This is a genomic window from Synechococcus sp. RC10A2 (genome assembly GCF_047502605.1).
In genome coordinates this window covers 71,010-97,126 of the sequence record NZ_JANSHP010000097.1, presented here as the reverse complement: position 1 = coordinate 97,126, position 26,117 = coordinate 71,010, and the positions used below count along the sequence as shown (strand labels likewise).

Below are 26,117 nucleotides of genomic sequence, written 5' to 3'. Positions count from 1 at the left end.
ACCTGCTCTGAGTGTTAAAGGCGTGTTAAGTAATACGGAACTCATCAGGCTTGAACTCGTAGACCGCGCCCGTTTCGATGGCGGTCTTCGCGCCCAGCACGCAAGTAAGTGCGGGCATCGCGTCGGCGGCGGTGCATTTCGGTTGCTCGCCTGTGCGCACGCAGTGCAGGAAGTGTTCGAGTTGGGCATAGTAAGCGTTGCGCTGTCCCTGCTGGGCGAGTTGTTCGCCGCGTTGCGGGGCGCGGCGCGTCGGCGTCGGCTCAATCACCACCGCGCGCCGACCGTCCACTTGCACCGTGTTCGCGTCGTCCTCCCATTCCAGCTTCTCGGCGTTGCGCTCGCGGAACAGCAGTCCCGAAGTCTCGTTGGTCAGCACTATCGTGCCCTTGTCGCCGAAGAACCACTCGCCGTAGCCGTCGTAGGCGTTGGTAGTGATGCTGGTATACATCACGCGCACGCCGCCTGGGTAGTTGAAAATCAGCTCCACATTATCGTACACTTCGCGCCCGTCTTTCCAGTAGTCGATGCCGCCATAGCCCATCACGGAAATCGGCAGCGCACCCAGAAACCAGTTGACCACATCGAGCTGGTGGCTCGCCAGCTCGGTCAGCAGCCCGTGCGAGTAGTCTTTATACAGCCGCCAGTTCAGCAGTCGCTCGAACTTGGGGTCGGGCACGGGGCGTCGCCAGCTGTTGTTGCGATGCCACAGCACGCGCACATGGGTGATTTTGCCAATCGTGCCTTCCTTGAGGAGCCAGTAGGCTTGATGGTAGGTGTCGTTGTAGTGGCGCTGGTGCCCGATTTGCAGAATCTTGCCCGTGCGTTGGGCGGTTTGCGCCATCTGGCGCGCCTCATCGATGCTGTAGGCGATTGCCTTCTCGCAGAACACATGCTTGCCCGCCTGCAGCGTGTCGATGGTCATCGGCGCGTGCAGGTGCAGCGGGGTAGCGATTACGACCGCCTCGATGTCCTTGCGCTCCAGCAGGGCGCGGTAGTCGCTGTAGCCTTGAGCGCGGAACTGGGTCAGCTCGATGGCGCGGATGCGGTTCGGCGCGTAGATGTCGCACACGGCGACCACTTCCGCGCTGGGCATGCTCATCAGTTGGCGCAGCAGGTTTTGCCCTTGCGCGCCTGTGCCGATGACGCCGACCTTGACCTTCTCCTGCTGGTTCGCGCGGGCAATCAGCGTGCTGAACGAGGCGGCGGCTGCCGCAACCGCGCTCTGCTTCAGAAACTCGCGACGGGTCATGCGCATAGCCAAATTATACCGCCAATTTGTGGCTAATGGGTATACTCCCGTTTGGTGAATGCCTGATGAGGACGCCAGCGGTTCCCCGCTTGAGTGCAGCGGAGTTTGAACGCGCGTACTTGGGCAAGCGCGCGGAGTTGTGGCGTGGGGAGGTACGCGAGTATATGCCTGCAGGTCCCAAGCACGGTAAGGTGGCGCTCAACATCGGCGCGGAGATACGCGCTTATGCGCGGCGTAGGAATCTGGGCGTTGCGTTCGCTGCCGAGACGGGCTTCATCGTGCGCACGCCCGACGGCGAAAGTGTGCTTGCGCCCGATGCTGCCTTCATCCGCCGCGAGCGACTGCCCGAAGGCGACCTGCCCGCTGGCTTCTGCCCTGTCGTGCCTGACCTCGTGGTGGAGGTGGTCTCACCCAGCGACTCCGAGCCTGCCATGCGCGAGAAGGTCAACGAATGGCTGGCGGGGGGCGTATCGGTCGTGTGGGTGGTAGACCCGCAACGGCGCATCGTGGAGGTGTGGACGGCTGACGGGCTGCGCCTGTCGATAGGCGAGAACGAGTGGCTTACGGGCGAGCCTGTGCTGCCAGGCTTTCGCGTGGCGGTACGCGAGTTGCTGGAGTGAGATACACTCCTCCTGTAGTGTCCGCCGCAGGGAGGGGGAAGCCGAGCCGCTGCGCCGTGCGCTTACCGCGCGCCTTGCACCACCACATCGGCGAGCGGTCTGCCCTCCAGAAAGCGCAGCACATTCTGGATGACGCCCTGCGCGATGCGCTGCTGCGCCTCTTGCGTAACGCCCGCGCCGTGCGGAGTCAGAATCACATTCGGCAGTTTCAGCAGCGGATGGTCAGGCGGGGGCGGTTCTGGCGCGAACACATCGATGGCTGCGCCGCCCAAGTGCCCCTGCAACGCCTCGACAAGCGCGGCTTCGTCCACCAACTCCGCCCGCGCCGTGTTAATCAGAAACGCGCCCTGCTTCATTGCGAACAGCCGCTCGCGTCCAAACAGCCCGCGCGTCTCTGGGGTTAGTGGCATATGCAGCGTGATGAGGTCGCACTCAGGCAGCAGCGCGTCCAGCTCCAGATAAGTGACGCCCAGCGCTTCCTCCTGCTCTGGCGGCAGCGGCTGGATGTCGTAGTAGAAGGTGGTCACGCCGAAGGGCAGTAGCCGCGCGGCGACCTCGCGCCCGATGCGCCCCATGCCGACAATCCCGACCGTTTTGCCCTGAAGATCGCGCGCGTGCGCAATCCAGTAGGGCAGCGACCACTGTCCTTGCGCCAGCATGTTGTGCGCGGGGATGAGACCGCGCAGTAGCGCAAGCGCGACCATCACCACATGCTCGGCGACGCTGACCGTGTTCGCGCCCGTGACGGCGGCGACCGTGATGCCCAACTCGCGCGCGGCGTCGATGTCCACATGGTCTACGCCGACGCCCGCGACCTGTATGAATCGTAAGCGCGGGGCGGCTTGTAGCATTGCGCGGGTGAGCGGCGTGAATGCTGTGGAAATCAGCACCTCAGCGTCGGGCAGGTGCGGCTCCAGCTCAGCGGCGTTCGTCGCCAGCTCGACGGTGTGCCCCGAAAACAGCGCGCGCACCATCGCAACCTGCGCTTGTACCTGCTCCGAAGGGGGAAGTATCGCCACAACCTTCATCGGCTTGCCTCCATTTATCCTGCTACAATCGCTTGGGTCAGCTCGGCGGCTTCCGCTTCCGCCTCTTCCGTTTCGCGGTAAAGTTGTTCCAGTGTGAGGCTGCGCGCCCGCGCCAGCCGATTGTCCCGCCGCATGAACTGATTCATCGCGTAGTTTAGGAACTCCTCCTTCTCCAGCCCGAAGGGCATGTTCGGCTCATACGGTTCGAAGGTCTCCTGCACCACGCCCAGCGCGTAGGGCAGCAGGTCGTTCATCCGCTCCTGAATCGCGTTCCAGACGGAGTCGCCGTGTTCGGCAATCAGGCGCGAGAGCAAGTAGACGCCAAAAGCGATGTGGCGCGACTCGTCTTGCATCATCTTGCCGATGCCCTGCACCAAGCCTGGCATCTTCTGCTGTCGCTTGTATGCCTGGAAGAAGCCGTAGTAGCCCGTCTCTGCCAGCACGCCCTCCACAATCATGTTGTAGGTCACCGACGCCTCCGCTTGAGCAATCGGCGAGGGGTCATAGGTGAGGCGGTGCATCGCTTGCGGCAGCGCCTCGTAGAAGATTTTGCGGTACGAGGGCGAATGATAGCGTGAGAGATCTTCGCCCTGCACGCCCGCCACCTCGGTGAGGAAGCGGTTCATAAACTCCACATGCTTGGCTTCCTCGAACAGGAACGAGGTCAGGAACATCTCCTCTTCGAGGCGTCCCTCGCGGGCGATAACCTGAATTAGGGGCAGAAGGTCGAGCGTCACGCTTTCCTCGCCTGCTTGGAACAGCGAGATGAGGCGCAGGGTCGCGTCTTTCTGCTCGTCGGTGAAGGTCTCCCAGTCGGCGCGGTCTTGCGTAAGGTCGATCGCAGCGGGGTCCCAGACGCCTAACTTTTTGGCTTTCTGGAACATTTTTAGCGCGGGGTGTTCGCGGTTCAGCCCCCGCGGGCTGGTCGTAAGGAATTCCGTATGCACCATCATCATTTGACCACCTCGTCAGTCGAAAATCATACCCAACGCCTCACCGAATCAGGTTAGGATCGGTGACGCGCTGTTCGCGGATGCGCGTTTTGGGCTGGGAGTGTGCCTTCAGCTCGGCTAATAGTGCGTCGTAGGCAGCGCGGTCTACGGGGATAGGCACTGGCTGGCTGCGCTTGCTAGAGAGGATAAGCGCGTTGATGACCTCAATAGTGTTCAGCCCCTCCTCGCCGGGGGCAACGAGCGGCTCGTCGTCAAGGATCGCACGCGCGAAGTTCTGGATGAGCGCAGGTTGCCCCTCCAACGCGCTGTCGGGTCGGGGGGGCATGGGCGGTTCGATGCGCTCGGCGGGGATGCTGTCCCACATCCCTTCTGCCTCGTAGGTGAACTGGCGGATGGCGTGCTTGAGGCGCCACACTTGAAGCACCCCGTCCTGCAGGCGCAGTTTGCCCGTATCGCCGCAGATTTCGATAAGGTTCTCGCCAGGCTCCTCGTTGGTGGTGGCGTAGAGGTAGCCGTGTGCGCCGTTGGGGTACTCTACGAGCGCGAAGGCTTCGTCTTCGGTCTCAATCTCGTGCAGCATGGTCCGTGTTTGCCCAACGACTCGGCTGGGCAGTCCGCCCAGCCAAGTCCACAGGTCGATGTAGTGCGGCGCTTGGTTAATTAGCACGCCGCCGCCCTCACCTGCCCAAGTGGCGCGCCAGCCCCCCGAATCGTAATACGCCTGCGTGCGGTACCATGCGGTGATTAGCAGCGTGCGGCGCACCTCGCCGATAACGCCTTGCTCGATTAGGCGGCGCGCCGCTTGCACTTCGGGGCGGAGGCGGTGCTGGTAGCCCACCGCGAACTTTGTGCCCGCCCGACGCGCGGCGGCAATCATCTGGTCGCCCTCCGACGCCGCCACACACAGCGGCTTTTCCACCAGCACATGCAGCCCGTGTTCGAACGCGCTAATCGCGACGGGCGCGTGCCCGTAGTGCGGCGTGGCAATCAGCACGGCGTCCAACAGCCCACTTCGGAACATCGCCTCGTGGTCAGTAAAGTAGGGGACGCCGAACTGCTCGCCTGCCGATTGGGCGCGGTCGGGGTGCTTATCGCACACAGCGGTCAACTCCGTTTCAGGCACGACCTCTGTGAGAAAGCGGCAGTGACCCAGCCCCATGCCGCCCATGCCCACAACGCCGAACCGAACCGCTCGCATAAGAGCGAGATTCGCGCTCGGCGAGCGGAGTCCTGCAGAAGGTATTCTTGGAAGCAGTCAACGAACATTGGGGTATCATTATAACGGCTCCGATGAGCCAATCACCACACGGGGTACAAAATGGCTAAGAAGTATCACGACTTGGTGGAGGAACTGAATCAACGATACACAATGCGAGAACCGAGCAAGATTCGAGACTTCTTGCGTAGGCACCCTTTTCTAATGCTCTTGCTCTTAGAGGCGCACGAAAAAATCCTAACCCACTTTGGCGCCGAGTCGCATGCAACATTAGAGATTATTACTGACCCAGAGGTGGAGAATGACCAGGAGCTGTTTGTGTTTGTCCAAACGCCGCTGTCCCCGAAGCAAGCCTTCGCACGGCTGGAACAGCTCGATCGGGAGTGGTGGTTAGATGCCAGTGAGAAGGCTCACGGCAAGATGTGTATCCATCTGCGGTTCGCGTGATGTTCGATTGGTACGAGTACCTACGCTTAGCGACTGAACTTGCGGGTCATCCCATCGCGCCAGCGAGTGAGGAGGCGCGCCAGCGCTCAGCAATTAGCCGTGCCTACTACGCCGCTTTTTGCAAGTGTCGAAATTACCTGCAAACGCAAGGATACCAGGTTTCTCGAGAATCTCTGGCACATACACAGGTGCGTAATTTGTTCAAACAGAGCCAAGACAGGCGTTTGAAGCAGGTAGGTCACCATCTTGATCGCCTGCGAAGCGATCGAAACATGGCTGACTACGAAGATTATTTTGCGGACATAGGTGAAAAGACAGAGTTGGCTTTGGAGCTTGCGAACCGAATCTTCTCCATGCTCTCCGAGTTAGAACAGCCGTGAAACCAGTTAGAGCCTAATGCCCCCGCTGGCTTCACGGGCTATTCACTTATGCCTCACACACGCGGCAGCTCAGCAGCAGTTCGCGGTTGAACTCTTGCGCGGCGTTGACGCTGTATTGGTAGTAGAGCGACTTGATACCCAGCTCCGCCGCGCGCAGTACCAGAAGGTTAATATCGCGCACGGGCGTTTCGGGGTGAATCATCAGGTTCAGCGACTGCCCCTGATCGATGTACGCCTGTCGCTGCACAGCTTGCTGCACCAGCGTCATCTGCGAGATTTCGCTGAAGGTCTTGAAGGTGTCGCGCTCCTCGTCGCTGAGGAAGTCCAGGTGCTGTACGGAGCCGTCGTGCGCCGCGATGCTCTGCCACACTTCGTCGGTGTCCTTGCCACGCTCGCGTAGAACCTGCTGCAGATAGGGGTTCTTGAAAGTGGTCTTCACCTTCGCGAGATCTTTCACATGGTAATTGCTCATGAACGGCTCAATGGAGGGGGAGACCTGCCCCAGAATAAACGACGACGACTTGGTGGGTGCAATCGCCAGTAGGGTCGCGTTGCGTCTGCCTGTGCCTTTGAGGTACTCAGGCTCGCCAAAGCGGCGCGCCAAGTCCATCGAAGCGTTGTAGGCGCGGTCGCGGATGGTGCGGAACACCTCCACATTCAGCCGATAGGCGTCGATGCTCTCGATGGGGATGCGCTTGGACTGCAGCAGCGAGTGCCAGCCCAGCACGCCCAGCCCCAGCGCGCGGTGGCGCACGGCGAAGTTGTACGCCCGCTGCATAAACGGGATGCCCTCCACGCGGCGAATGAAATCCTCCATCACCGCATCGAGGAAAAAGACCATCGTCTCGACGGCGTCCGTGTCTTTCCATTCGTCGTAATGGAGCAGGTTCAGCGATGAGAGGCAGCACACGAAGCTCTCGTCCGCGCTGGCGGGCAGCATAATCTCGGTACACAGGTTGGAGGCGTAGATGCGCTTACCGAGCTGTTTGTAGACTTCAGGCGCGCTGTTGTTCGCGTTGTCCTTGAAGAAGATGTAGGGGATACCCACCTCTGAGCGCGCTTGCAACACCTTCGCCCAGAGGCGGCGTTTCTCGGCGTCGCCGTCTTTCATCTGCTGGAGCCACTCGTTGCCGACGCACACGCCCCAATAGAGCAGCTGGATGTCGCACCCCTCGCGCTGAATCCAGAGCCACTCTTCAATGTCGGGGTGTTCGATGTCGATATAAGCAGCGCACTGCCCGCGGCGCGTGCTGCCCTGACTGAACACTTCGATCATGCGGTCGAACAGTTTGGCGAAGGAGAAGCTGCCGTTGCTGTAGCCGTTGTCGCGGATGGGTGCGCCGCGCGGGCGCAGCTTGCCAAAGTACGCCGAAGTGCCGCCGCCCAGCTTGGTCATCATGCCCACTTCGGACGCGGTGAACAGGATGGACGCCGAATCGTCCTCGATGGAGCTGCCGTAGCACGAGATGGGCAGCCCCCGATGCAAGCCGAAGTTCGTCCACACGGGCGTCGCCAGCGAGTACCAGCCCCGCGCCATATAGTCATAGAACTTATCGCCAAAGCCCTCTATCCCCAAGATAGTCTCCGCGTGGTCGGCAATCTGGCGAATGCGCCATTCAGGGCTTACACCTGGCAGCAGGTAATCGCGCGAGAGGAACCGTCGGCTCTCCTCGTTGAGCCAATAGAATGGGGGTCGCTCCGTCCGTGTCTGCATGCCTGCCTCCTTTGGTTGTGTGGAGGGCGACGCAGTGCGCCGCCCCTGCGTCCGCTCCGCTCAAAACAAAGCGTCTTCGCTGAAACTTTTCATCTTCTTGGAGTAGGTGATGCTCCGCTTGTTGAAAAAGTCGTTTTCTTTGGTGGCGAGCAGCTCCTCGTCGAACCAGCGCGTCGCGGCAAGTGCAGATTCGTCCACTGTGAAGTAAGGGCGAATGCCCACACTGCGCAGCGAGTTATTGAAGCGATTCTTCAGGAACTCATCCACCTGATAGCGTGGCAGGTACTCCAGCTCGCCGCGCTCGAAAATCCAGTCTAAAATCCGCTCTTCGGCGGCGTAGGCGCGTTCGACGGCTTGCAGAACAGCGTCCTCCGTCTCTGCACCGAACCATTCAGGGTACTCGTGTTGCAGGATGCGCACCAGCTCCACGCCGAACATGCCGTGAATCTGCTCCTCTTTGCTGGTCGCCTCGACGATGTTGGAGACGCCCTTGAAGGCGGCGCGGTGCTTGTTGAACGCCATAATAATCAGGAACTGCGAGAAGAGCGAGATATGCTCCACGAAGGCGGAGAACAGCAGCACGGTGAGCGCGAACTGACGATTGTCACTGCTGCGCATGCCCTCCTGCGCCTGCTGGAGATACTGCACGCGGTCGATAATCGCGGGGATGCTGTGAATCTTTTCGAACTCGCCGCTCAGCCCCAGCATGTCCAACAGGTGCGAGTAGGCGTTGGCGTGGCGCACTTCGCTCTCGGCGAAGGTCATGCCCACCTCGGCGATTTCGGGCTTGGGCATGCGGTCGTAGATGCGCGCCCAGAAAGTCTTCACCGAGACCTCAATCTGGGAGATGGCGAGCATCGTGTTTTTGAGCGCGTTGCGCTCGTGCGGCTCGGTGCGCGCGTACCAGTCCTGAACATCGCCTGACAGCGAGAACTCCGTATGCAGCCAATAGGAATGGCGGATGGCGTCCCGAAACTTCAGTAGGTCGGGATACTCATACGGCTTCAAATGCACCCGTTTCTCGAACAGCGACATCGTTAGAACCCTCCATGTATTGTAGTGAATCGCGCCGAAACGCGATTTTTCTCGCCCACAACCACAACCTATAGCGGTACACCTTATTGTGGCTGCACGGGCAGTATACCCAATCCGTTGACGGCTCTGTCAAGGGGTTATAGGGGGCGGAATGTTAAATTTGCCCCTAAATCTGGGGGAATTCCGCCGATTTGGGGGCGATTACTTGCCCGAATCGTCCGCGTTGACCGCTTTGAGCATGAAGTCCACCAGCAGTGGGTAGAACTCGTCGGGGCGTTCGTAGCGCGCCTGTACATGCTCGCAGCCTTCTGCCCACCAGAGTTGCTTGGGTTCCCGCGCGGCGCGGAAGAGCCGCTCGGCGTGGTACGGGGGGATGAGTTGGTCGTGCGTGCCGTGTATCAGCAGCACGGGGCGCGGCGCGATATGCCCGATGACCTCTTCGGGGGCGACTTTGTGCGCCGATTGGCGCGTATAAAGCCTACCGATAAGCAGCGTCGGGTGCAACAGCAGGGACATTTTGCCCACCGCGTTGCGCCACCAGTCCTTCACCGCGTGGCTGAGCCGTGCATAGGCGGAGTCGGCGACGACGGCGCGGACGCGCGTATCTTCCGCCGCTGCCAGCAGCGCCGCCGCGCCGCCCATCGACGCTCCATAGACCACCACGGGCAACCCTGGCGCCGTGCGCGTCGCGAAATCCACCGCCGACAGCACATCCAGCCGCTCCAAGTCGCCTATCGTACACAGATCGCCCTCGCTTTTGCCCATCGCGCGGAAGTCAAACACCAGGCAGTGGAAGCCCGCCTGCCAGAGTTCACGCGCGACGGGCAACGGCTCACAGCGGTTCATCAGGTAGCCGTGGCACAAGATGGCAATCCCCACAGGCTTCGGCGCAGGAATCCACCAGCCGTGCAGCCGCACGCCATCGCGCGACGGAAACACCACATTTTGGTAGGGCAGCCCCAAATCGCGCGGGGTCATAAAAAACGGCGTGCGGGGCGGACGCAAAGTCGCACGAGTCGCTAAATAGTTGCCCAGCAACAACACCCCCAGCGCCAACCCGACGCCGACCAGTATCGCAAGCCACATCATGCAAAGTATACCCACAAGGCAAGGAGATAAAGACGCCTCACGACTCTCGCCTACAGTCATACCTGCGCACACAGCAGATATTTCTGCGAAAACCACGCAAGACACGTTCCGTGTTCCAAATACGATTGAAGGTATGGTATACTGTATGTGCGGACTGCCCAGATTTACTCAATGGCGAGTGTCCAGTCAATTTGTTAGGAGGTAAACCATGGTGGTACACAACCGCAACGAACGCTCATACTGCGAGCTTGGCAGGGAATTGAGAGAATTGCGTGAGGCGTTGGAGAGACAGCAACCAGGTCTGAGCAAGGGATATAAGGCTTTTCACGACCAGTATAGCGCCTTTCTCGGAAGCTATCTACAATTTCTGGGAACTTACCTACCTGAGCCGAATTCGCCTCTGGGAGCGCCACGATGGGAGAGGTGAACTTCCCCGAACAGACGCCACTCTATCATGCGCTGCATGCAGATCGATATGCGCGTAGAGACCTGATTGAGCGAGTAGAGCGGATTACGAGGCGTAAACTCATAGTCTACTTCACAAACATTTCTCATCCTCAATCCGCAATTAGCAAAGATGATATAGAACCTTTTCAAGAAATGATTTACGATTGTCTTAAGTCAAAAAGAAAGAGCATAGACTTGATTTTGCAGAGTGGCGGTGGCGATATCGATTCTGCCGAGAAAATCGTAACACTGATTAGACGACAAATTCAGTCGCTGCGAGTAATCGTCACAGAGAGAGCCAAAAGTGCCGCTACCTTGATTGCCCTTGCCTCCAACGAAATCGTTATGAGTGACACTTCAGAATTGGGACCGATAGACCCTCAGATAGTAATCCCTACCCCAACAGGTCGCATGATGTATCCCGCACAATCGTTCCTGGATGGGTTGCGACGAATCATGGACGAAACGCAACAGGCAGGAGCGCTGAATCCAGTCTATTTTCCGATATTGTCTAATCTTAACCCAGCGCTAATAGACTTTTGCGTAAAAGCAATAGAACGCTCCAAACAGTTCGCTCGAAATTGGTTAGAACAATATATGTGTCACCAAAACCCAAACAAAGCGGAACAAATAGCCTCGCAGCTGTGTGACGCCCAACGCTATGCCTCACATGGGGCAGTAATTGACTGGAAAGAAGCAAAAGCCCTTGGCTTGAAAGTTCGGTATGTGCGTCCCACTGACCGATTTTGGGAAGCTGTATGGCGCTTGCATACCGCTTATGAAGTATTCGTTCGACGACAGCAAATTGCCAAGGTGTATGAGACCAGCAGGGTCTCAATTCTTTAGGTAGGACTCTACCCTTCCCCTGCGAATCCTTATCCCATGCAACGCACGGCACTCTACGAGGCGCACCTGAAGGCGGGCGGGCGCATGGTACCCTTCGCAGGCTGGGAGATGCCCGTGCAGTACGCGGGCATTCTGCAGGAGGTGCAAGCCGTGCGCCAGCGCTGGGGCGTGTTCGATGTGAGCCATATGGCGCGCGCCTACTTCCGCGGCGCAGACGCCCGCGCGTTCCTGAGCCGCCTTGTGCCCTCCGACCTCGGCAAAGTCGCGCCGATGACGGGACAATACACGGTGTTGACCAACGAGCGCGGCGGCGTCGTGGACGACATCATCCTCTACGAACGCGCGCCCGACGAGTACCTGATGGTGTTCAACGCCGCCAACCGCCAGAAGGACTTGGACTGGTTCCACCGCTGGCGGGGCGAGTGGGGCATGGGGGTGCAGATCGACGACCAGACGGAACAGACCGTGATGCTGGCGGTGCAGGGACCTGAGGCGACGGCGCGGCTGAGTGCGCTGCTGGGCGCGCCGCTGGGCGAGACGCCGCGCTTCGGGGCGACCTTCGTAGAGTGGCAGGGCATCCGCCTGTTCGCTGCACGCACAGGCTACACAGGCGAGGACGGCTTCGAACTGATTGCCCCTGCAGAGGCGGGCATGCGCCTGTGGGACGCGCTGCTTACGGCTGGGGCGACCCCGTGCGGGCTGGGCGCACGCGATGTGCTGCGCACTGAGGCGGGGCTGCACCTGTACGGGCACGAACTGACCGATGACACGAACCCCATTGAGGCAGGGCTGGGCTGGCTGGTGAGCGAGCGCATTGACTACATCGGCGCGGAGGCGATTGCGCAGGCGAAGCAGCACGGCGTCGCCCGCAAACTGATGGGTATCCGCCTGCTGGAGCGCGGCGTGCCCCGCGAGGGCTACCCCGTATGCATCGACGGCGCGCCCGTCAGTACGCTGACCAGCGGCGTCTACTCGCCCACGCTGGAGCAGGGCATCGGCATGGCGTACCTGCCCACCGAGTACGCAAAGATAGGCACACCCTGCGCCGTCGAGATTCGCGGCAAAGCCATCCCCGCCGTCGTCAGCACGCGCCGATTCCTGAAGGGGGGATGACCCGTGCAGGCGTTCGAGCGCACGCACGACACGCCCTACCCGCCGCGTGAGGCGCGGGTCGCCAGCCGCGCCCGCTGGGACGCCTTCGCGCGACGCCTGCGTGAGCATCTGCGCCTGTCGCTGGGGCTGACGCCGAGCCTGCCCGAACCGCCCCTGCGCGCCCTGCGGACGGAAGCGCATCGCGGCGACGGCTACCGCATCGAACGCTTCGCGCTGGAGACGCTGCCAGGTTTCTACCTGACGGGGAGCCTGTTTGTGCCCGACGCGCCCGCCGACACGCGCGTCCCAGCCATGCTGCAACCGCACGGACACTTCGAGCAGGGCAGGCTGAACGAGGCGGATGTGCGGCGCGCCGTCGCGCTGGCGCAGGCAGGCGTCTATGTGCTGTCCTACGATATGGTCGGCTACAACGACCAGTTCCAACTCCCGCACGGGGGCGCAGAGCCGCTGGAGTGGCGGCGGTGGGGCTTCAGCCGCGCAGGACTGCAGACTTGGAACAGCCTGTGCGCGTTCGAGTGGCTGCGCCAGCAACGGGCGATTGACCCGCAGCGCATCGGCTGCAGCGGGATTTCGGGCGGCGGCACGCAGACCTTCCTGCTGAGCGCATTGGAGCCGCGCCTGAGTTGCGCCGCGCCCGTGAAGATGGTCTCCAGCGTCATGCAGGGCGGGTGCATCTGCGAGAACGCGCCGCTGCTGCGCCTGTTCGCGGGCAACCCTGAGATTGCGGGGCTGACCGCGCCGCGCCCGATGCTGCTGATTTCCGACGCCGGCGACTGGACGCGCGACAACCCCGATGTGGTCGCGCCCTACCTGAAGCGCGTTTACGGGCTGTTCCACGCCGAGGGGCAGTTCGCGCACGCGCACTACAACGAGGGGCATCAGTGGGGCGCAGAGCCGCGCCGCGCCTACTACGAGTGGATTGCCCGCGTGTGGCAGCTGCCGCGCACGCCCCAAGACCCCGACCTGCGCTGGGAGAGCCTTGTGCCCGCGCTGCGCGTGTGGGGCGACGCGCTGCCCAAGCCGAACGACGCGCCGACGGGCGATGCCGTGCTGCGCCTGTACCAGCGGCTGGCAGGCGAGTCGGTTGCCCGCTGGCGGCGCACGCGCCGATTCGAGGCGGAGGCGCGCGCCGCGCTGCTTAGCATGCTGGGGCTGGAGCGCGTCGAGGACGCCCGCGACGACCCCGTGCCCGACGCATGGCAGGGCGCGCTGCCCAGTCGCCGCTACGCTCGCCTTGTGGTCGCGCTGGGCGAAGCGAGCGTGCGCCGCTGGCAACGCGAGGGCTACGCCATCGTGCGCCTGCCCGAACTGCCTCGCCCTACGCCCAAGACCGACTACGCCTACCTCGCGACCTACAACCTGACGCTCGACGCCCAGCGCGCCCGCGCCCTGCTAAGTGTGCTGCTGAATCTCAAGTCGCGCGCCACGCGCCTCGTCGTCGCCGCACACGGCGAGTGGGCAACCCTGTGCGGAATCGCTTGCGCCCTCGCCCAAATCCCGCTGGACACGCCTGACTTCATCGAACCGACGCCATTAGACCTGCCCTGCTACGACCGAATCGGTGGCACAACGACTTTGAGGCGAATAACCTCTGTCCCAGAGTAGTGTTCTGATGGCACACCTCGCACCGACGAGTGGAAGTGGGGGGATTCTGCATGCGGACACGAGCCGCCAGGTGGGGTATAATCCCTCTGGATGAGCCGACATGAGAAACCCACCAGCCGACGCGACTTCCTGCGCGAGGGGTTGCGCTCGCTGGTGAATGCAGGCTTTGGGGGCGTGTTCGAGAAGCTGGAGCGGGTAGGCGAGCTGATGGAGCGCGGCGAGCCGAAGCCTGCGCCGTTGATGCCAATTCTTAGCTGCGAGAGCCGCGCCCTACACCCCCTGCTGGAGGCAGGACAACTAAACCTTGAGGGCTGCGGCGCGCTGCTGAACGAGCTGGACATTCAGGGCGTCAGCCTCAGCGACCGCCACCTCAGCAGCATGCATCCCCGCGCGCTGGAACACCTGCGCGAGGGCTTCCACCGACACGCCGTCGCAATTACAGGCGTGATGGTCTCCGAGCCTGTGAACCTGCACGACGAGGCGAGTCTCAGCCGACGGCTGGACGAGGCGGTAGACCGCCTGCACGCGGCGGCAATCTTGCAAGCCCCGCTGATACGGCTGCATCTTGGCGGCGAGCGCGACGACGAGCTGTTCGAGCGCGCGGCGCAATTCCTGCAACGCTTGCTGCCCGAAGCGCGGCGACGGCGCGTGCGCATCACCCTCGAGAACCGCGACGGCGTCGGGCGACGCCCCGAACTGCTGGCGAGCCTCATTCGGGCGACCGACCCGCGCTGGATCGGCGTGTGCTACGACTTTGGGCACGGCGCACCTGAGCGTATCTACGACGCCGCGCGAATCCTTGCCCCCTACACCTTCCATGTGCATGCTAAGAGCCGCGCTTTCGATTCGCGCGGCGAGGAGACGAGCATCGAGTACGGGCGCATACTCAGCATCCTACGCTTCGCCAGTTATGTCGGCGCCCTCTCGATTGAGTATCTCGGCGACGGCGACCCCATCGAGGGCATCCGCAAGACCCGCGACCTGATTCGGCGCCACTGGCGCGCCTACTGACGATGGAAATTCTGGAGCGCGTGCGCGCGACCATCCACGAACGACAACTACTCCCCCCCGAAGGTGGAACCGTGATTGTGGGCTATTCGGGCGGGGCAGACTCCACCGCGCTGTTGCATCTTATGACGCGCCTGCAAGGCGAGTTCAACCTGCGCGTGCATGCGGCGCACCTGCATCACGGCATGCGCCCTGAAGCGGACGACGATGTGCGCGTGTGCGAAGCGGTATGTGCGGGGCTGGGCGTCCCGTTGCATGTCGAGCGCGTCGATGTGCCTGCGTTGGCGCAGGCGCAGCGCGTCTCGCTGGAGGAGGCGGGACGCAACGCCCGCTACGCCTTCTTTGACAGGCTGGCGCGCGAATTGAACGCCGTCGCCGTCGCGCTGGCGCACACCCGCGACGACCAAATCGAGACCATCCTGATTAACCTGCTGCGCGGCACGGGACCGCGCGGGCTGTGCGGGATGCCGTACAAGCGCGACCACATCATCCGCCCCTTGCTGGACGCCACGCGCGCGCAGACGCACCAGTATTGCGCCGCGCATGGGCTGCCGACCATATTCGACAGCACGAACTTAGACCCGCACCAGTTGCGCCGCCGCGTGCGGATGGAACTCATCCCGCTCCTGCGCGATTTGTCGCCTGCGTTCGATAGGCACTTGTTGCGCCTTGCCAACATTCTGGAGAACGAGGAGGCGTGGTGGGACTACGAGGTGCGTTCCCTTTTGGAGTGCGGAAGCGTAGCTTCCGCCGATGCTGAAACTTTGCTTCAGCACTCCAAAGTGGGGCGAGAGTTTTTCACCCACCTGCACCCTGCCATGCAGCGGCGCGTATTGCGTAAGTGGCTGCGTGCGCGCTTGGGCGCGCTGCGCCTGCCGCCCTACGAGATTCTGGAGGGCATTCGCCGCGCCGCGCTGGAGGGCAAGCGTACTTCGTGGCAGCTGAGCGACACGCTGCACCTGACCACCGACGAAACCGCGCTGACCCTGCACACGAAGCCGCCTGACCCAGAGCCATATGAGTACCCCGTGCAACTGGAGACGCCAATCCTTATTCCGCAAGCGGGCGCGTGGCTGGAAGCGCGCTTACTAAACGCCCCGCTCCCGTCGCTGGAGGCGACGCCCGACGACGCCTTCCTCGACGCCGACGCCGTACAGGGGCAACTGGTCGTGCGCAACGGGCGCAGGGGCGACCGATTCCAGCCGCTGGGCATGCCCGCGCCCAAAAAGCTGAGCGACATCTTCATCGACCGTAAGATCCCCCGCGCCGAGCGGTGGCGGCTGCCGCTTCTGTGCGACGCGGCGGGAATCTTGTGGGTTCCTGGCTACACGATTGCTGCACGCGCCCAAATCACGCCCGACACACGGCGCGTGCTGCACATCACCCTGCGCCGAAACGATACCGATACCTGAGCGTCAGACTATGCGATGGAACGGGCGTTGGCGATGGATAACCTATACGCTGGAGCGGTAGACCGCACGCTCACCGACGAGCAACTCGCAGCAAAGGCGCGCGAGGGCGACACCGCCGCGATGGAGGAACTCTACCTGCGCTATCGGCAGCCCGTGTTCCGAATCGTGTACCGCTCCACGCGCAACGCAGACGAAGCGGAAGACATCGTGCAGGATGTGTTCCTGAAAGCCTTCGAACGCCTGCACACCTTCCGCGAGCAAAGCCGTTTCAGCACTTGGCTAATGCGCATCGCACTGAACCTGTGTACCGACCGCGCGCGGATGCGCCAACGCCGACAGGAACTGCTGGAACGCGAGGCGGAACATAAATTAGCATGGTGCCATCCCGACGCGCCCGACCCGATGGAGACCACGCAGCAGAACGCCTTCCACGAGGCGTTCTACACTGCGCTGAGTCAACTGCCTGAACACCATCGGCAGTTGATTATCCTGCGCGACTTGGAGGAGATGGACTACGAAGCGATTGCCCAGATTTTGGGCACAAGCGTCGGCGCAGTGAAGTTGCGCGTGATGCGCGCCCGACGCGCTTTCAAAGCTAAGTTAGAACCGCTGTTGCGAGCAATTGGAGAAATAGAATGAAACAGTTATGCCGAGAGTTGGAACGACATCTTGAGAGCGGAGCGGAGCGTCCGCCCGACGCGCTGCAGGCGCACCTAACGGGGTGCGCGAAGTGCCAGCGCGTGTGGCGACTACATCAGGCGTACCAGCGCGCCCTGCATGCGGCGCGGCGCGAGCCGACGCCCGCTTGCGAGCTGCCTTGGTCGCGCATTCAGGCGCAGCTGGCGGCGCGCACGGTCAGCCGACGCCCCTTCGCGTGGCTGCGCCCTGCACTGGCGTGGGGGACAGCCGTCGCTGTCGTGCTGGCGGTAGGCGCGGCGCTGTTCCCATTTGGCACGCAGCCGCTGTCGCAGGGTGAGTCGCTTGCGCAGGCGCATCAGGCGGAGCTGCGCGTAGATACGCGCACATCAGCAGACACGGCGCACGACGCGGCACTCACGGGCAGTCGCGCAGAGCCGAGCGTGATGGCTAAGAGCATCGAACTCTGCGTGCCCGCTACCCGAATCATTGCACAGGCAACGCCGCGCATGCGCGAGATTACGCGCCCAGCGCCGCCTGCGCCCGAAACCCCGCAAAGGGGCACCCAGGCGACTCAGCGTCGCGACACAGAAATACTCGCGCGGCGTCGCCTTGATGAGGCTGTAGGAATGCCCGCTTTGGGTTCGGTGACCGAGCAATCGTTCGCGGTCGCCAGTCTGCCGCTCACGCCGTTCCGAGTGGGCGACCAGTCGGCAAGCGTGGAATATCTCCCAATAAGTTATGGTTCGCCATCATCCCATCACGAGGTTTCGAACAATGAGGCTGTTATTGGCTCTTTTTAGCGTCTGTTGGTGGCTGTTAGGTGTCGCGCAGCAGCCGTCGCTGTTGGAGCGCGCGGGTCAGGAGGTGAGCCGCGTGGTCGAGCGCACCCTGCCTGCGATTGTGACCGTCGAGGCGCGATTTGGCGGCAGGTTGGTGCGCAGTAGCGGGTTCGTCATCGACTCGGCAGGCTTTGTGGTGTGCGCGGCGGAGGGCGTGCGGGCGCAGCCACAGGTTTCGCTGTACCTGTCTGAAGGCGAGCCTGTACGCGCCCGCGTGGTCGGCGTGGACAACATCACGGGCATCGCGCTGCTACGCTCAGAAGTGAGCGTGCGCCTGCCCGCGCTCAGTTGGGGCGATTCGGAGCGGCTCCCGCTCGGCTCGACGCTAATTTTGATTGGCAACCGCAGCGGGCTGGAAGGCAGCGTCACGGTCGGCACGCTGGGCGGCAAAGACCGTGTAGGCGTGCGGCGCGACAACCAGCGCGTGGTGCTGCTGCTGCAGTTCAACGGGACGGTCGGCTCTGGCGAGCAGGGCGCGCCGCTGCTCGATTCGCAGGGGCGCGTCGTCGGCGTGATGGTGGGCGAGTTGGCGTCGGTGGAGGGCGCGCCTGTCTCGCCTGTCGCCGTGGTCGGCTTTGCCGTGCCCTCCGAAATCGCCCAGCGCGTGGTGAACGACCTGCGCACGAAAGGACGCGCCGAACACGCTTGGCTGGGCATCGACTATCAGGGCTTGCCCAACGGCGTCATCGTGCGGCGCGTCGCGCCGAACAGCCCCGCGCAACAAGCAGGGATTCAAGTCGGCGACCTCGTGGTGCAGTACAACGACAAGCCCATCCGCACCGCGTCCGACCTGACGCGCGAACTCTACTTCGCCCAGCCGAACCAGCGCATCACGCTTACCGTGCTGCGCGAAGGGCAACAGGTGCGCCTGACCGTAACCTTGGGCGTGCAGTCGCTCTAACTGGTATAATCGCTGCGATGGCGCAGCAGAACGGGCAGTCGTTGCAGCGCGTGCGGCAGGTGTTTCGCTACGAGGAGCAACTGCGCGCAAACGCGCAATTCTTGGAAGAGAACCCCGATATGAAGGTGCGTTTGCGCCTGATGTTCCTGTACGGGCGCGTCAACGGTCGGGGCACCGTGCTGTACCTGAACTGGTCGCGCGCCGCCGATTACTTGCTGGAGATTTGCACAGAGGCGATTAAACTGCGCGGGGTATGCAACCTCGCGCTTTCGGGGGGCAAGACGCCTGAAGCCTTGTTTCGCGCTTTGGCGCGACAGTGCATCCTCCAGCCAACGACGGACTGGCAGCATATCCACCTGTTCTGGAGCGACGAGCGCTATGTGCCCCACGATGACCCGCGTAGCAACTTTGCGCTGGCGTATGAGGCTTGGCTGCGCGAGGCGCCCATCCCGCGCGAAAACCTCCATCCGATGCCCACCCGCTACGCCAACCCCGAAGACGCCGCACGCGCCTACGAAGCGGAGCTGCGCGCCCACTTCGGCGACGCGGACGAGTATCCGATGTTCGACATAGTGCTGCTGGGCATGGGCAACGATGGGCATATCGCCTCGCTATTCCCAGGCGACCCTGTGTTAGAGGAGACCGAACGCTGGGTGGTTCCCAGCCGCGCGCCTGCCGAACCGCGCCAACGGTTGACCCTCACCTTGCCCGTCCTGAAAGCAAATCATCTCTGGTTCCTCGTCGCGGGCGAGTCCAAAGCGCCTCTTATCGAGCAACTCTTTGCAGGCACGATTGACCCCACCCTGCCCGTCGCGATGCTTGGGGAAGAACTTACCTGGCTTTGGTGGCTCAGCGAGGAACTCTTTGCGCGGGCGTTCCCCTACACAAGGCTCTGGTGGCGTTAGAAACCTGCGGAAACTTTCAGCCGTCTAAGTCTCATGAGGAGGGATTGGGATACCGTGGGGGAACTTTTTTCGCCGTCGATTCGTAAGCCCAAGTAATGGAGACGGCGATGACCCACACGGCAGTCGCGTACAGCATGGACGACCGCTCACAGCAAGAGTTTGACGAGCTGGTATATCGATATTACCAGCAAGCGTACAATATTGCGTACCGCCTGACGGGCAACGCCGCCGACGCCGAAGACCTCGTTCAGGAGGCGTTCCTGCGCGCCTACCGCTTCTTCGATCGGTACGACCGCAGTATGCCCTTTATGAATTGGTTCAACCGCATCTTAACCAACCTTTATATCGACGAGTATCGTCGGCGCGGGCGATTGCGCACCGTCTCCATCGATGAGGTCTACAGCAACGAAGACGGCGACGAGGGCACGACGATGGACATTCCCGACAGCGCGCCTGACCCGCTGGAGCGCGCCCTCAGCAACGAGTACCGCGAAGCCATCCACGAGGCGCTTCAGCACCTCTCGCCAGAGTTCCGAGTCGCCGTCGTATTAGCCGACCTGGAGGGCTACTCCTACGAAGAGATCGCCGAAATCACCAAAACCTCCATCGGCACCGTGCGCTCGCGCATTCATCGCGGACGCAAGCAACTCCGTGACCAAATCAAAAAACGCCATCCCAATCTTTTCGAGCGAGGTGACCTGAAATGAATTGCCGCTATGTGCAGTCTCGCCTTTCCGCTTATTTAGATTGCGAGCTTTCGGGAGCAGAGCAACAGCAGATACGGAGCCATTTGGAGGTATGTATAGAGTGTTCATGTGAATTAGAAAGTTTGCGAAGAACAAAGCAGCTACTAAGGCAGATGCCTGTTGTGAAACCGCGGTCAAGTCCAGAGCAAGTGCTTTTACGGGTGCGTCATCCACAGCCCGTGGCGCCGCGTTCCCCCTTCGGCGTTCGCTGGCATGCGCCGCGCTTCTGGCAGTATGCGGGCGGTCTCGCGCTGGCATCGGCGCTCATCTTTTGGGGGCGCTCCGAAGATCCAGAAACGACGCCGCTCACCACTACTAGCCCGATTCTCACCTATACCACCGCTCCCTCCACGCCGCTCCTTCCCGCTGTTGCTCCCGAACTCTCCACTGTGTACCGATCCTACTCCCCACCGCTGTTTAGACGCGCTCCTCACCCGATGTATGAACCTGGCTTGATGCCCAGCGTCTCTTATCCTATAGATCCGATGCTGGGATACCAGCCCGTGAGCGCGTGGAACACGATTCCACCGCAACCGAAACTGATCGAGACACAACGGTAGGAGGTTGGAACGATGGTGAAGCGTTGGCATCTGATTCTGGGGTTGGGTGCGCTGATAGGCGCAGGGATTGTCTATGTTGCACTGCAGGGCGGCGCGGTCGCGCAAGAGCGCGCCGTGGTTGCTTTCACCCCGCAGGAGCGTGCGACGCTGACCAGCTTGGAGTCTGCGCTTACACGGATTGCAGAGACAGTGCAGCCGACAGTGGTGCATATCCGCGCGACGCGCCAATACCAATGGCGATGGACGCTCCCTCGACCAGATGACCGAATGCCAGAATACCGATGGAGGACGTTTCCTACGCCACCAGATGACCGAATGCAGGAATTCTTATTCGAGTTCGGGCGCGGGCAAATCCGAGTTCCGCCGCCCGTAGAGGGGCAAGGCTCTGGGGTCATCGTTCGCAGCGACGGCTACATCGTCACGAACGACCATGTGGTCAGCGGCGCGACCGATGTGGAGGTGACCTTCCACGACGGCACGAAAGCCAAAGGCGAGGTGCTGCGCGCTCCCAGCGCGGACATCGCCGTCATCAAAGTAGACCGCAAGAACCTGCCAGTCGCTGTGCTGGGCGACTCGTCTACGGTCAAGCCCGGACAGATTGTGTTCGCCATCGGCAGCCCGTTTGGGCTGGCGAACACGCTCACGATGGGGGTTGTCAGCGCGACGGGCCGGCGCGAGGTCATCCCAGGCGCAGGGCGTGTACGCACCTACTCCGACCTGATTCAGACCGACGCCGCCATTAACTCTGGCAACTCCGGCGGACCGCTGGTCAACTCGCGCGGCGAGGTGATTGGCATCAATACCGCTATCGTGGCGAACGGGTTCACGGGTGGGAATGTCGGGATCGGCTTCGCCATCCCCATCAACCGCGTGAAGACCATCGTGCAGCAACTCATCGAAAAAGGCTCCTACCGACGCGGCTATCTGGGCGTTGCGCTGAGCGACATCCCCGCTGATATGAAGGACGAACTCAAGGCAACTCAGGGCATCCTCATCCGCTCGGTAGAGAAGGGCATGCCCGCTGAGCGAGCGGGCATCGAGCCAGGCGACATCGTCACGGAAGTGGACGGCGCGCCCGTGCGCAACGAGAGCCACTTCCGCGAGATGATTGCCGACAAGGGACCAGGCGCGACCGTCACGCTGAAGATTCTGCGCGACGGCAAGCCCCTCACGGTCAGGGCGACGCTCACGAATCACCCTGACGATGTAGAGGAGGAGAAAACCGCGCGCGCGGAGCCTTCCCGCGGGCAGAACACGCTGGAGCGGTTGGGCATCACGGTTGGCGAAATCCCCACCGAGCTGCGGCGTGAGCTGGGCGAGGTGCAGGGCGTCTATGTGAGCCGTGTCGCGCCCGATAGCCCCGCCGCCAACGAACTCCAAGAGGGCGATGTCATCGTCGCGGTGAACCGCACGCCCGTCAAAACCGTCGCCGAGTTGGAGCGGGCGCTGAAAGAGGTACCCTCTGGGCGCGTCGTGCGCATGCGCGTGCTGCGCAAGGTGGAAGAGCGCACGATGGAGGTTCTCATAATGTTTCGGATGCCGTAGTTGTTGGGAAGGGACGCGGCTACGCCCCCTTCCCCTCCAAAATCGGCTTGAGGAACTGCCCCGTGTAGCTGTGCGCACACTGGGCAACTGCTTCAGGCGTACCTTCGGCGACCACCCAGCCGCCTGCGTCGCCCCCTTCGGGACCTAAGTCGATAATCCAGTCCGCCGTCTTGATGACATCGAGGTTATGCTCAATCACAATCACCGTGTTGCCCGCGTCTACGAGGCGGTGTAGCACGCCGAGCAGTTTGCGCACATCCTCGAAGTGCAGTCCCGTCGTCGGCTCATCGAGGATGTATATCGTGTTGCCTGTGGCGCGTTTGCTGAGTTCCGTAGCGAGTTTGACGCGCTGCGCCTCGCCGCCCGACAGAGTCGGCGCAGGCTGCCCCAGCCGAATGTAGTCCAGTCCGACATCGTACAGCGTCTGCAGTTTGCGGGCAATCGCAGGGAACGGCGCGAAAAACGCCAGCGCCTCCTCGACGGTCATGTTCAGCACATCGGCGATGGTCTCGTCCTTGAACTTGACCTCCAGCGTTTCGCGGTTGTAGCGCTGCCCACAGCATACTTCGCACGGCACATAGACATCGGGCAGGAACTGCATCTCGATTTTTATCATGCCGTCGCCGCGGCACGCCTCACAGCGTCCGCCTTTGACATTGAAACTGAACCTGCCTGGCGCGTAGCCGCGCGCCCGCGCTTCAGGTGTGCTGGCAAACAACTCGCGGATGGGGTCGAACACGCCCGTGTAGGTGGCGGGGTTGCTGCGCGGCGTGCGCCCGATGGGGGATTGGTCGATATCGATCACCTTGTCGACATGCTCCAGCCCTTCGATGGCATCGTGTTCGCCCCACACGCGCCGCGTGCCGTACACATGGTACATCAGGCGCGGGAAGAGAGTCTCCTGAATCAGCGTGCTTTTGCCCGACCCCGACACGCCCGTGACGCACACAAACAGCCCCAGCGGGATGCGCACGGTGATGTTTTTGAGGTTGTTCGCGCGTGCGCCGCGGATGGTCAGCCAGCGTTCGGGGTGCGGCGGGCGGCGCATCGCGGGCGTTTCAATCCGCCGTTTGCCCGACAGGTACTGTCCCGTGAGGCTGTCGGGGCACTGCATCACCTCTTCCACCGTGCCCGCGACGACGACTTCACCGCCGTGTTCGCCCGCGCCAGGACCAAGGTCAATCACATAGTCGGCGGCGCGGATGGTCTCCTCGTCGTGTTCCACCACCAGCACCGTGTTGCCCAAGTCGCGCAGGCGTTGCAGCGTGCGAATCAGTTTCTGGTTGTCGCGCTGGTGCAGTCCAATACTTGGCTCGTCCAGCACATACAGCACGCCCATCAGCCCCGACCCGATTTGCGTGGCGAGTCGGATGCGCTGCGCCTCGCCGCCCGATAGCGTGGTCGCCGCGCGATCGAGCGTGAGGTAGCCCAGCCCGACATCGAGCAGAAAATTCAGCCGCGCGCGCACCTCCTTGAGGATACGCTCGGCAATCGTGCGCTCGCGCGGGGTCAGCTGCGCCTCCAGGTCGGCGAACCACTGCGCCGCCGCCTCGATACTCATCGCCGTGACCTCCGCGATGTTCTTGCCTCCGACCGTCACAGCGAGGCTTTCGGGCTTGAGACGCTTGCCCCCGCAGGCAGGGCACGGGCGCGTCGCCATGTATTGCTCCAACTCCTGCTTGATGTATTCGCTCTCGGTCTCCTCATAGCGACGCTTGAGGATGTTGAGGACGCCTTCGAACTCCGTGTCGATGTAGCGGGTGCGCCCCCAGCGGTTGCGGAAGGCGACCGTCACATTGCCGTCCGTGCCATACATCAGGGCGTGGAACTGTTCAGGCGCGAGGTCTTGCAGGGGCGTGTCGAGCGTGAAGCCCAATCGCTTGGCGACGCCTGCCAGCATCGCCGTGCGCCAGTCGGTCATCTCGCCGTCGCGCTTGACAAAGGGACGCAGCGCGCCCTGCCGAATCGAGAGGCTGCGGTCAGGCGCAATCAGGTCGGGGTCGAACTCGGTCTTTGTGCCCAGCCCTGTGCATTCGGGGCACGCGCCATAAGGGCTGTTGAACGAGAAGTTGCGCGGCTCCAACTCGCCCAGACTGATTCCGCAGTCGGGACAGGCGAAATGCTCGGAAAAGTGGAGTTCGGTATCGGGCGCGATGGTCTCTCCTGCAATCACAGGCGCGTGCGGCATAGCAAGATTATACCCGCCGTCGGGTATAATTGGCTCATCCTGCCGTGTGCGTGACGCCCGCGGTGGACCGAACCGTCGCCAATCGTAGCAGGGAGTGACGGCTTGGCTAAGTGGCAGCGTTGCAGAGGCAACGAATCGCGAGGCGGGTCGGACCTCCCAAAAAGGGACCTGGGGTTCGCAGCCCCAACGGCGCACGGCACGGCGGGGGATACGCCCGCGCACAGCTTTTCGAGCCCCCTTTGCAGGAGAGAGTGTTCGAAAACAGGGTGCGGTTCCCGCGCTCACGCAAAAGCCCCTCAAATCTGCCTGCTGAACGATTTTTCGAACCCCCCTCTTGCGGGGGTTGACATCCCCCCTCAGAATGGGGTATACTGCCCCCGCTTTGCGACCGAGGTCGCAGGGCACGAGACTATCACCAAGGAGGGAACTATGAGAACCATAGTACGCTTGGGGTTGATAGCCCCGCTCGTGAGCCTGATTGTCGCAGCCTCGGCGCAGCGAACCATCACTTACACGGTGCAACCGGGCGACTCGCTTTATCTCATCGCCCGCAAGCACGGACTGCGCCTGCCCGACCTACTGAAGGTCAACAACCTGCGCAACCCACACGCGCTGCAGGTGGGCGACCAAATCAAGATTCCCGTTCAGGGCACGGCAACGGCGCAGCGTATGGCTCAACCTGCTGCCCCCGCTTCAGGTTGGGCGGAGATTAACAAAGACCGCATCAACATCCGTACCGCGCCATCGACGGACGCTCGGCGCATCACCCTCGTCGATCGTTGGACGAAGGTGCGCGTGCTGGGGCGTCAAGGTGACTGGAGCCGCATCAGGCTCCAGAGTGGCGCAATTGGCTGGGTGCTTTCGAAGTACCTCAGCCCGACCAAGCCCCCGCAAACAAGGCAAGTAACCACTCGCTCCTCTTCACGGAAGCCTGCTTCTCGAACCGCGCACGCTTCGGCGTCGCGCACAGAGCGCGGCGAGCGGAAGCTGACTGCCTCCGAGAAGCCAAAAACGGCGGACGCGCCTGCGGTTGCGAACGCTCAACCAGCCCCTGTGCGCCGTGCGCTGGGGTACTTAGGGGCGCGCTACCGCTACGGCGGCAGCGGCTCGCGCGGGTTCGACTGCTCAGGCTTCACAGCCTATATCTATCGGCAGCACGGCATTAGTCTTCCGCACAACTCCGCCGCGCAGTACCGCGTGGGCAAGCCCGTCAGCCGCAGCGAACTGCGCCCAGGCGATTTGGTCTTTTTCCGCACGCGCGGACGCCGAATCTCGCATGTGGGCATCTACATCGGCGATGGGAAGTTTGTGCATGCTTCCAGCGCGCGGGGGCGCGTGCGCGTCGACACGCTGGACTCCGGATACTACCATCAGCGTTATGTCGGCGCACGGCGCATCAGCAAGTGATTGCACGGACGCTCAAGGCTGCGACAACCGACCCCCTGCGAACCCTCGCAGGGGGTTCTTGAAGTCTGCCATTTCGAGCAGGCGCGAACACACCAAGTAGACCCTAAAATCGCTCAAATGCCCACACAAAAACACACCCAACACGCCCTCGGCGCATGCGCCCCACCACTTGACAAGAGCAATATCGGGTGGGGTATACTACTAAACTGGGCAAGTGTGCGCCTT

Annotated in this window: 23 protein-coding genes and 2 pseudogenes; 17 read left to right on the top strand and 8 right to left on the bottom strand. The window is 62.2% G+C overall.

Features of this window, described 5'->3' with window-relative positions; genetic code table 11:
• Positions 1-25 precede the first annotated feature (25 nt).
• Positions 26-1,255, bottom strand: a complete 1,230-nt coding sequence (locus tag NW848_RS13565) for a Gfo/Idh/MocA family protein (protein WP_414511273.1) — start codon at positions 1,253-1,255, stop codon at positions 26-28.
• Between the two features lie 59 nt (positions 1,256-1,314).
• On the opposite strand from NW848_RS13565, the gene NW848_RS13560 reads away from it, so the two are divergent.
• Positions 1,315-1,869, top strand: a complete 555-nt coding sequence (locus NW848_RS13560) for a Uma2 family endonuclease (RefSeq protein WP_414511272.1) — start codon at positions 1,315-1,317, stop codon at positions 1,867-1,869.
• A 62-nt stretch (positions 1,870-1,931) separates the two neighbouring features.
• Here the strand turns inward: NW848_RS13560 and NW848_RS13555 are convergent, their stop codons facing one another.
• From NW848_RS13555 to NW848_RS13545, 3 genes are read right to left on the bottom strand one after another with little or no spacing between them, the layout of a single operon-like run.
• A complete protein-coding gene (locus NW848_RS13555; RefSeq protein ID WP_414511271.1) occupies positions 1,932-2,897 on the bottom strand; it encodes a 2-hydroxyacid dehydrogenase in 966 nt (321 codons plus the stop codon).
• Positions 2,898-2,911: 14 nt separating this feature from the next.
• Positions 2,912-3,853 (bottom strand): R2-like ligand-binding oxidase, encoded by a 942-nt coding sequence (locus NW848_RS13550; protein ID WP_414511270.1) that lies wholly within the window; start codon positions 3,851-3,853, stop codon positions 2,912-2,914.
• 37 nt (positions 3,854-3,890) lie between these two features.
• On the bottom strand, positions 3,891-5,048 hold the full coding sequence (locus tag NW848_RS13545; protein ID WP_414511269.1) for a Gfo/Idh/MocA family protein: 1,158 nt from the start codon (positions 5,046-5,048) through the stop codon (positions 3,891-3,893).
• 222 nt (positions 5,049-5,270) lie between these two features.
• Here NW848_RS13545 and NW848_RS13540 point away from each other — a divergent pair, with 222 nt between their 5' ends.
• Both NW848_RS13540 and NW848_RS13535 read left to right on the top strand, forming a co-directional pair.
• The gene (locus NW848_RS13540) at positions 5,271-5,513 is read left to right on the top strand and encodes a hypothetical protein (RefSeq protein WP_414511268.1); all 243 of its coding nucleotides are present in this window, start codon (positions 5,271-5,273) and stop codon (positions 5,511-5,513) included.
• The gene (locus NW848_RS13535) at positions 5,513-5,893 is read left to right on the top strand and encodes a HEPN domain-containing protein (protein ID WP_414511267.1); all 381 of its coding nucleotides are present in this window, start codon (positions 5,513-5,515) and stop codon (positions 5,891-5,893) included. Before NW848_RS13540 ends, NW848_RS13535 begins: the two co-directional genes overlap by 1 nt.
• Before the next feature lie 46 nt (positions 5,894-5,939).
• Here the strand turns inward: NW848_RS13535 and NW848_RS13530 are convergent, their stop codons facing one another.
• From NW848_RS13530 to NW848_RS13520, 3 genes are all read right to left on the bottom strand, one after another.
• The gene (locus NW848_RS13530) at positions 5,940-7,607 is read right to left on the bottom strand and encodes a ribonucleoside-diphosphate reductase subunit alpha (protein ID WP_414511266.1); all 1,668 of its coding nucleotides are present in this window, start codon (positions 7,605-7,607) and stop codon (positions 5,940-5,942) included.
• Between the two features lie 60 nt (positions 7,608-7,667).
• Positions 7,668-8,642 carry a ribonucleotide-diphosphate reductase subunit beta gene (locus NW848_RS13525; RefSeq protein ID WP_414511265.1) on the bottom strand — a complete coding sequence of 325 codons (975 nt, stop codon included), beginning with the start codon at positions 8,640-8,642 and terminating at the stop codon, positions 7,668-7,670.
• 201 nt (positions 8,643-8,843) lie between these two features.
• On the bottom strand, positions 8,844-9,731 hold the full coding sequence (locus tag NW848_RS13520; RefSeq protein ID WP_414511264.1) for an alpha/beta hydrolase: 888 nt from the start codon (positions 9,729-9,731) through the stop codon (positions 8,844-8,846).
• A 414-nt stretch (positions 9,732-10,145) separates the two neighbouring features.
• Here NW848_RS13520 and NW848_RS13515 point away from each other — a divergent pair, with 414 nt between their 5' ends.
• From NW848_RS13515 to NW848_RS13455, 13 genes and pseudogenes are all read left to right on the top strand, one after another.
• Positions 10,146-11,024 (top strand): SDH family Clp fold serine proteinase, encoded by an 879-nt coding sequence (locus tag NW848_RS13515; protein ID WP_414511263.1) that lies wholly within the window; start codon positions 10,146-10,148, stop codon positions 11,022-11,024.
• A 36-nt stretch (positions 11,025-11,060) separates the two neighbouring features.
• On the top strand, positions 11,061-12,137 hold the full coding sequence (gene gcvT / locus NW848_RS13510; protein ID WP_414511262.1) for a glycine cleavage system aminomethyltransferase GcvT: 1,077 nt from the start codon (positions 11,061-11,063) through the stop codon (positions 12,135-12,137).
• Positions 12,138-12,140: 3 nt separating this feature from the next.
• Complete coding sequence (locus tag NW848_RS13505) at positions 12,141-13,742, top strand: hypothetical protein (RefSeq protein WP_414511261.1); 1,602 nt, start codon at positions 12,141-12,143, stop codon at positions 13,740-13,742.
• Between the two features lie 90 nt (positions 13,743-13,832).
• Positions 13,833-14,753: a sugar phosphate isomerase/epimerase family protein gene (locus tag NW848_RS13500; RefSeq protein WP_414511260.1), complete on the top strand. Its 921-nt coding sequence runs from the start codon at positions 13,833-13,835 to the stop codon at positions 14,751-14,753.
• Positions 14,754-14,755: 2 nt separating this feature from the next.
• Positions 14,756-16,162, top strand: a complete 1,407-nt coding sequence (gene tilS / locus NW848_RS13495) for a tRNA lysidine(34) synthetase TilS (protein WP_414511259.1) — start codon at positions 14,756-14,758, stop codon at positions 16,160-16,162.
• 33 nt (positions 16,163-16,195) lie between these two features.
• Positions 16,196-16,801, top strand: a complete 606-nt coding sequence (locus tag NW848_RS13490) for an RNA polymerase sigma factor (protein WP_414511258.1) — start codon at positions 16,196-16,198, stop codon at positions 16,799-16,801.
• A complete protein-coding gene (locus tag NW848_RS13485; protein ID WP_414511257.1) occupies positions 16,798-17,601 on the top strand; it encodes a hypothetical protein in 804 nt (267 codons plus the stop codon). The genes NW848_RS13490 and NW848_RS13485 overlap by 4 nt, the downstream gene beginning before the upstream one ends.
• Positions 17,576-18,541 carry a S1C family serine protease gene (locus NW848_RS13480; RefSeq protein ID WP_414511256.1) on the top strand — a complete coding sequence of 322 codons (966 nt, stop codon included), beginning with the start codon at positions 17,576-17,578 and terminating at the stop codon, positions 18,539-18,541. Before NW848_RS13485 ends, NW848_RS13480 begins: the two co-directional genes overlap by 26 nt.
• A gap of 17 nt (positions 18,542-18,558) precedes the next feature.
• On the top strand, positions 18,559-19,446 hold the full coding sequence (gene pgl, locus NW848_RS13475) for a 6-phosphogluconolactonase (protein WP_414511255.1): 888 nt from the start codon (positions 18,559-18,561) through the stop codon (positions 19,444-19,446).
• Positions 19,447-19,553: 107 nt separating this feature from the next.
• A complete protein-coding gene (locus tag NW848_RS13470) occupies positions 19,554-20,153 on the top strand; it encodes a sigma-70 family RNA polymerase sigma factor (protein WP_414511254.1) in 600 nt (199 codons plus the stop codon).
• A pseudogene (locus NW848_RS13465) lies at positions 20,150-20,245 on the top strand (anti-sigma factor family protein); the annotation flags it as partial. The gene NW848_RS13470 and the pseudogene NW848_RS13465, both read left to right, overlap by 4 nt.
• A 126-nt stretch (positions 20,246-20,371) precedes the next feature.
• Positions 20,372-20,752: a hypothetical protein gene (locus NW848_RS13460; protein WP_414511341.1), complete on the top strand. Its 381-nt coding sequence runs from the start codon at positions 20,372-20,374 to the stop codon at positions 20,750-20,752.
• A 12-nt stretch (positions 20,753-20,764) separates the two neighbouring features.
• Positions 20,765-22,297, top strand: coding sequence for a Do family serine endopeptidase (locus NW848_RS13455; RefSeq protein ID WP_414511253.1), 1,533 nt, complete (start codon positions 20,765-20,767; stop codon positions 22,295-22,297).
• A gap of 19 nt (positions 22,298-22,316) precedes the next feature.
• On the opposite strand, the pseudogene uvrA reads toward NW848_RS13455, so the two are convergent.
• Positions 22,317-24,437: pseudogene (uvrA, locus tag NW848_RS13450) on the bottom strand (excinuclease ABC subunit UvrA); the annotation flags it as partial.
• A gap of 477 nt (positions 24,438-24,914) precedes the next feature.
• On the opposite strand from uvrA, the gene NW848_RS13445 reads away from it, so the two are divergent.
• On the top strand, positions 24,915-25,892 hold the full coding sequence (locus tag NW848_RS13445; RefSeq protein WP_414511252.1) for an NlpC/P60 family protein: 978 nt from the start codon (positions 24,915-24,917) through the stop codon (positions 25,890-25,892).
• Positions 25,893-26,117 lie beyond the last annotated feature (225 nt).

What these genes read in the sequence shown, in the direction of transcription:
- NW848_RS13555 (WP_414511271.1), bottom strand. Translation starts at nt 2,897, where the DNA reads ATGAAGGTTGTGGCGATACTTCCCCCTTCGGAGCAGGTACAAGCGCAG.
- NW848_RS13550 (WP_414511270.1), bottom strand. Translation starts at nt 3,853, where the DNA reads ATGATGATGGTGCATACGGAATTCCTTACGACCAGCCCGCGGGGGCTG.
- NW848_RS13540 (WP_414511268.1), top strand. Translation starts at nt 5,271, where the DNA reads ATGCTCTTGCTCTTAGAGGCGCACGAAAAAATCCTAACCCACTTTGGC.
- NW848_RS13490 (WP_414511258.1), top strand. Translation starts at nt 16,196, where the DNA reads ATGGATAACCTATACGCTGGAGCGGTAGACCGCACGCTCACCGACGAG.
- NW848_RS13535 (WP_414511267.1), top strand. Translation starts at nt 5,513, where the DNA reads ATGTTCGATTGGTACGAGTACCTACGCTTAGCGACTGAACTTGCGGGT.
- NW848_RS13560 (WP_414511272.1), top strand. Translation starts at nt 1,315, where the DNA reads ATGAGGACGCCAGCGGTTCCCCGCTTGAGTGCAGCGGAGTTTGAACGC.
- NW848_RS13520 (WP_414511264.1), bottom strand. Translation starts at nt 9,731, where the DNA reads ATGATGTGGCTTGCGATACTGGTCGGCGTCGGGTTGGCGCTGGGGGTG.
- NW848_RS13545 (WP_414511269.1), bottom strand. Translation starts at nt 5,048, where the DNA reads ATGCGAGCGGTTCGGTTCGGCGTTGTGGGCATGGGCGGCATGGGGCTG.
- NW848_RS13565 (WP_414511273.1), bottom strand. Translation starts at nt 1,255, where the DNA reads ATGCGCATGACCCGTCGCGAGTTTCTGAAGCAGAGCGCGGTTGCGGCA.
- tilS (WP_414511259.1), top strand. Translation starts at nt 14,756, where the DNA reads ATGGAAATTCTGGAGCGCGTGCGCGCGACCATCCACGAACGACAACTA.
- NW848_RS13445 (WP_414511252.1), top strand. Translation starts at nt 24,915, where the DNA reads ATGAGAACCATAGTACGCTTGGGGTTGATAGCCCCGCTCGTGAGCCTG.
- NW848_RS13455 (WP_414511253.1), top strand. Translation starts at nt 20,765, where the DNA reads ATGGTGAAGCGTTGGCATCTGATTCTGGGGTTGGGTGCGCTGATAGGC.
- NW848_RS13470 (WP_414511254.1), top strand. Translation starts at nt 19,554, where the DNA reads ATGACCCACACGGCAGTCGCGTACAGCATGGACGACCGCTCACAGCAA.
- NW848_RS13485 (WP_414511257.1), top strand. Translation starts at nt 16,798, where the DNA reads ATGAAACAGTTATGCCGAGAGTTGGAACGACATCTTGAGAGCGGAGCG.
- gcvT (WP_414511262.1), top strand. Translation starts at nt 11,061, where the DNA reads ATGCAACGCACGGCACTCTACGAGGCGCACCTGAAGGCGGGCGGGCGC.
- NW848_RS13480 (WP_414511256.1), top strand. Translation starts at nt 17,576, where the DNA reads ATGAGGCTGTTATTGGCTCTTTTTAGCGTCTGTTGGTGGCTGTTAGGT.
- NW848_RS13530 (WP_414511266.1), bottom strand. Translation starts at nt 7,607, where the DNA reads ATGCAGACACGGACGGAGCGACCCCCATTCTATTGGCTCAACGAGGAG.
- NW848_RS13500 (WP_414511260.1), top strand. Translation starts at nt 13,833, where the DNA reads ATGAGCCGACATGAGAAACCCACCAGCCGACGCGACTTCCTGCGCGAG.
- pgl (WP_414511255.1), top strand. Translation starts at nt 18,559, where the DNA reads ATGGCGCAGCAGAACGGGCAGTCGTTGCAGCGCGTGCGGCAGGTGTTT.
- NW848_RS13515 (WP_414511263.1), top strand. Translation starts at nt 10,146, where the DNA reads ATGGGAGAGGTGAACTTCCCCGAACAGACGCCACTCTATCATGCGCTG.
- NW848_RS13525 (WP_414511265.1), bottom strand. Translation starts at nt 8,642, where the DNA reads ATGTCGCTGTTCGAGAAACGGGTGCATTTGAAGCCGTATGAGTATCCC.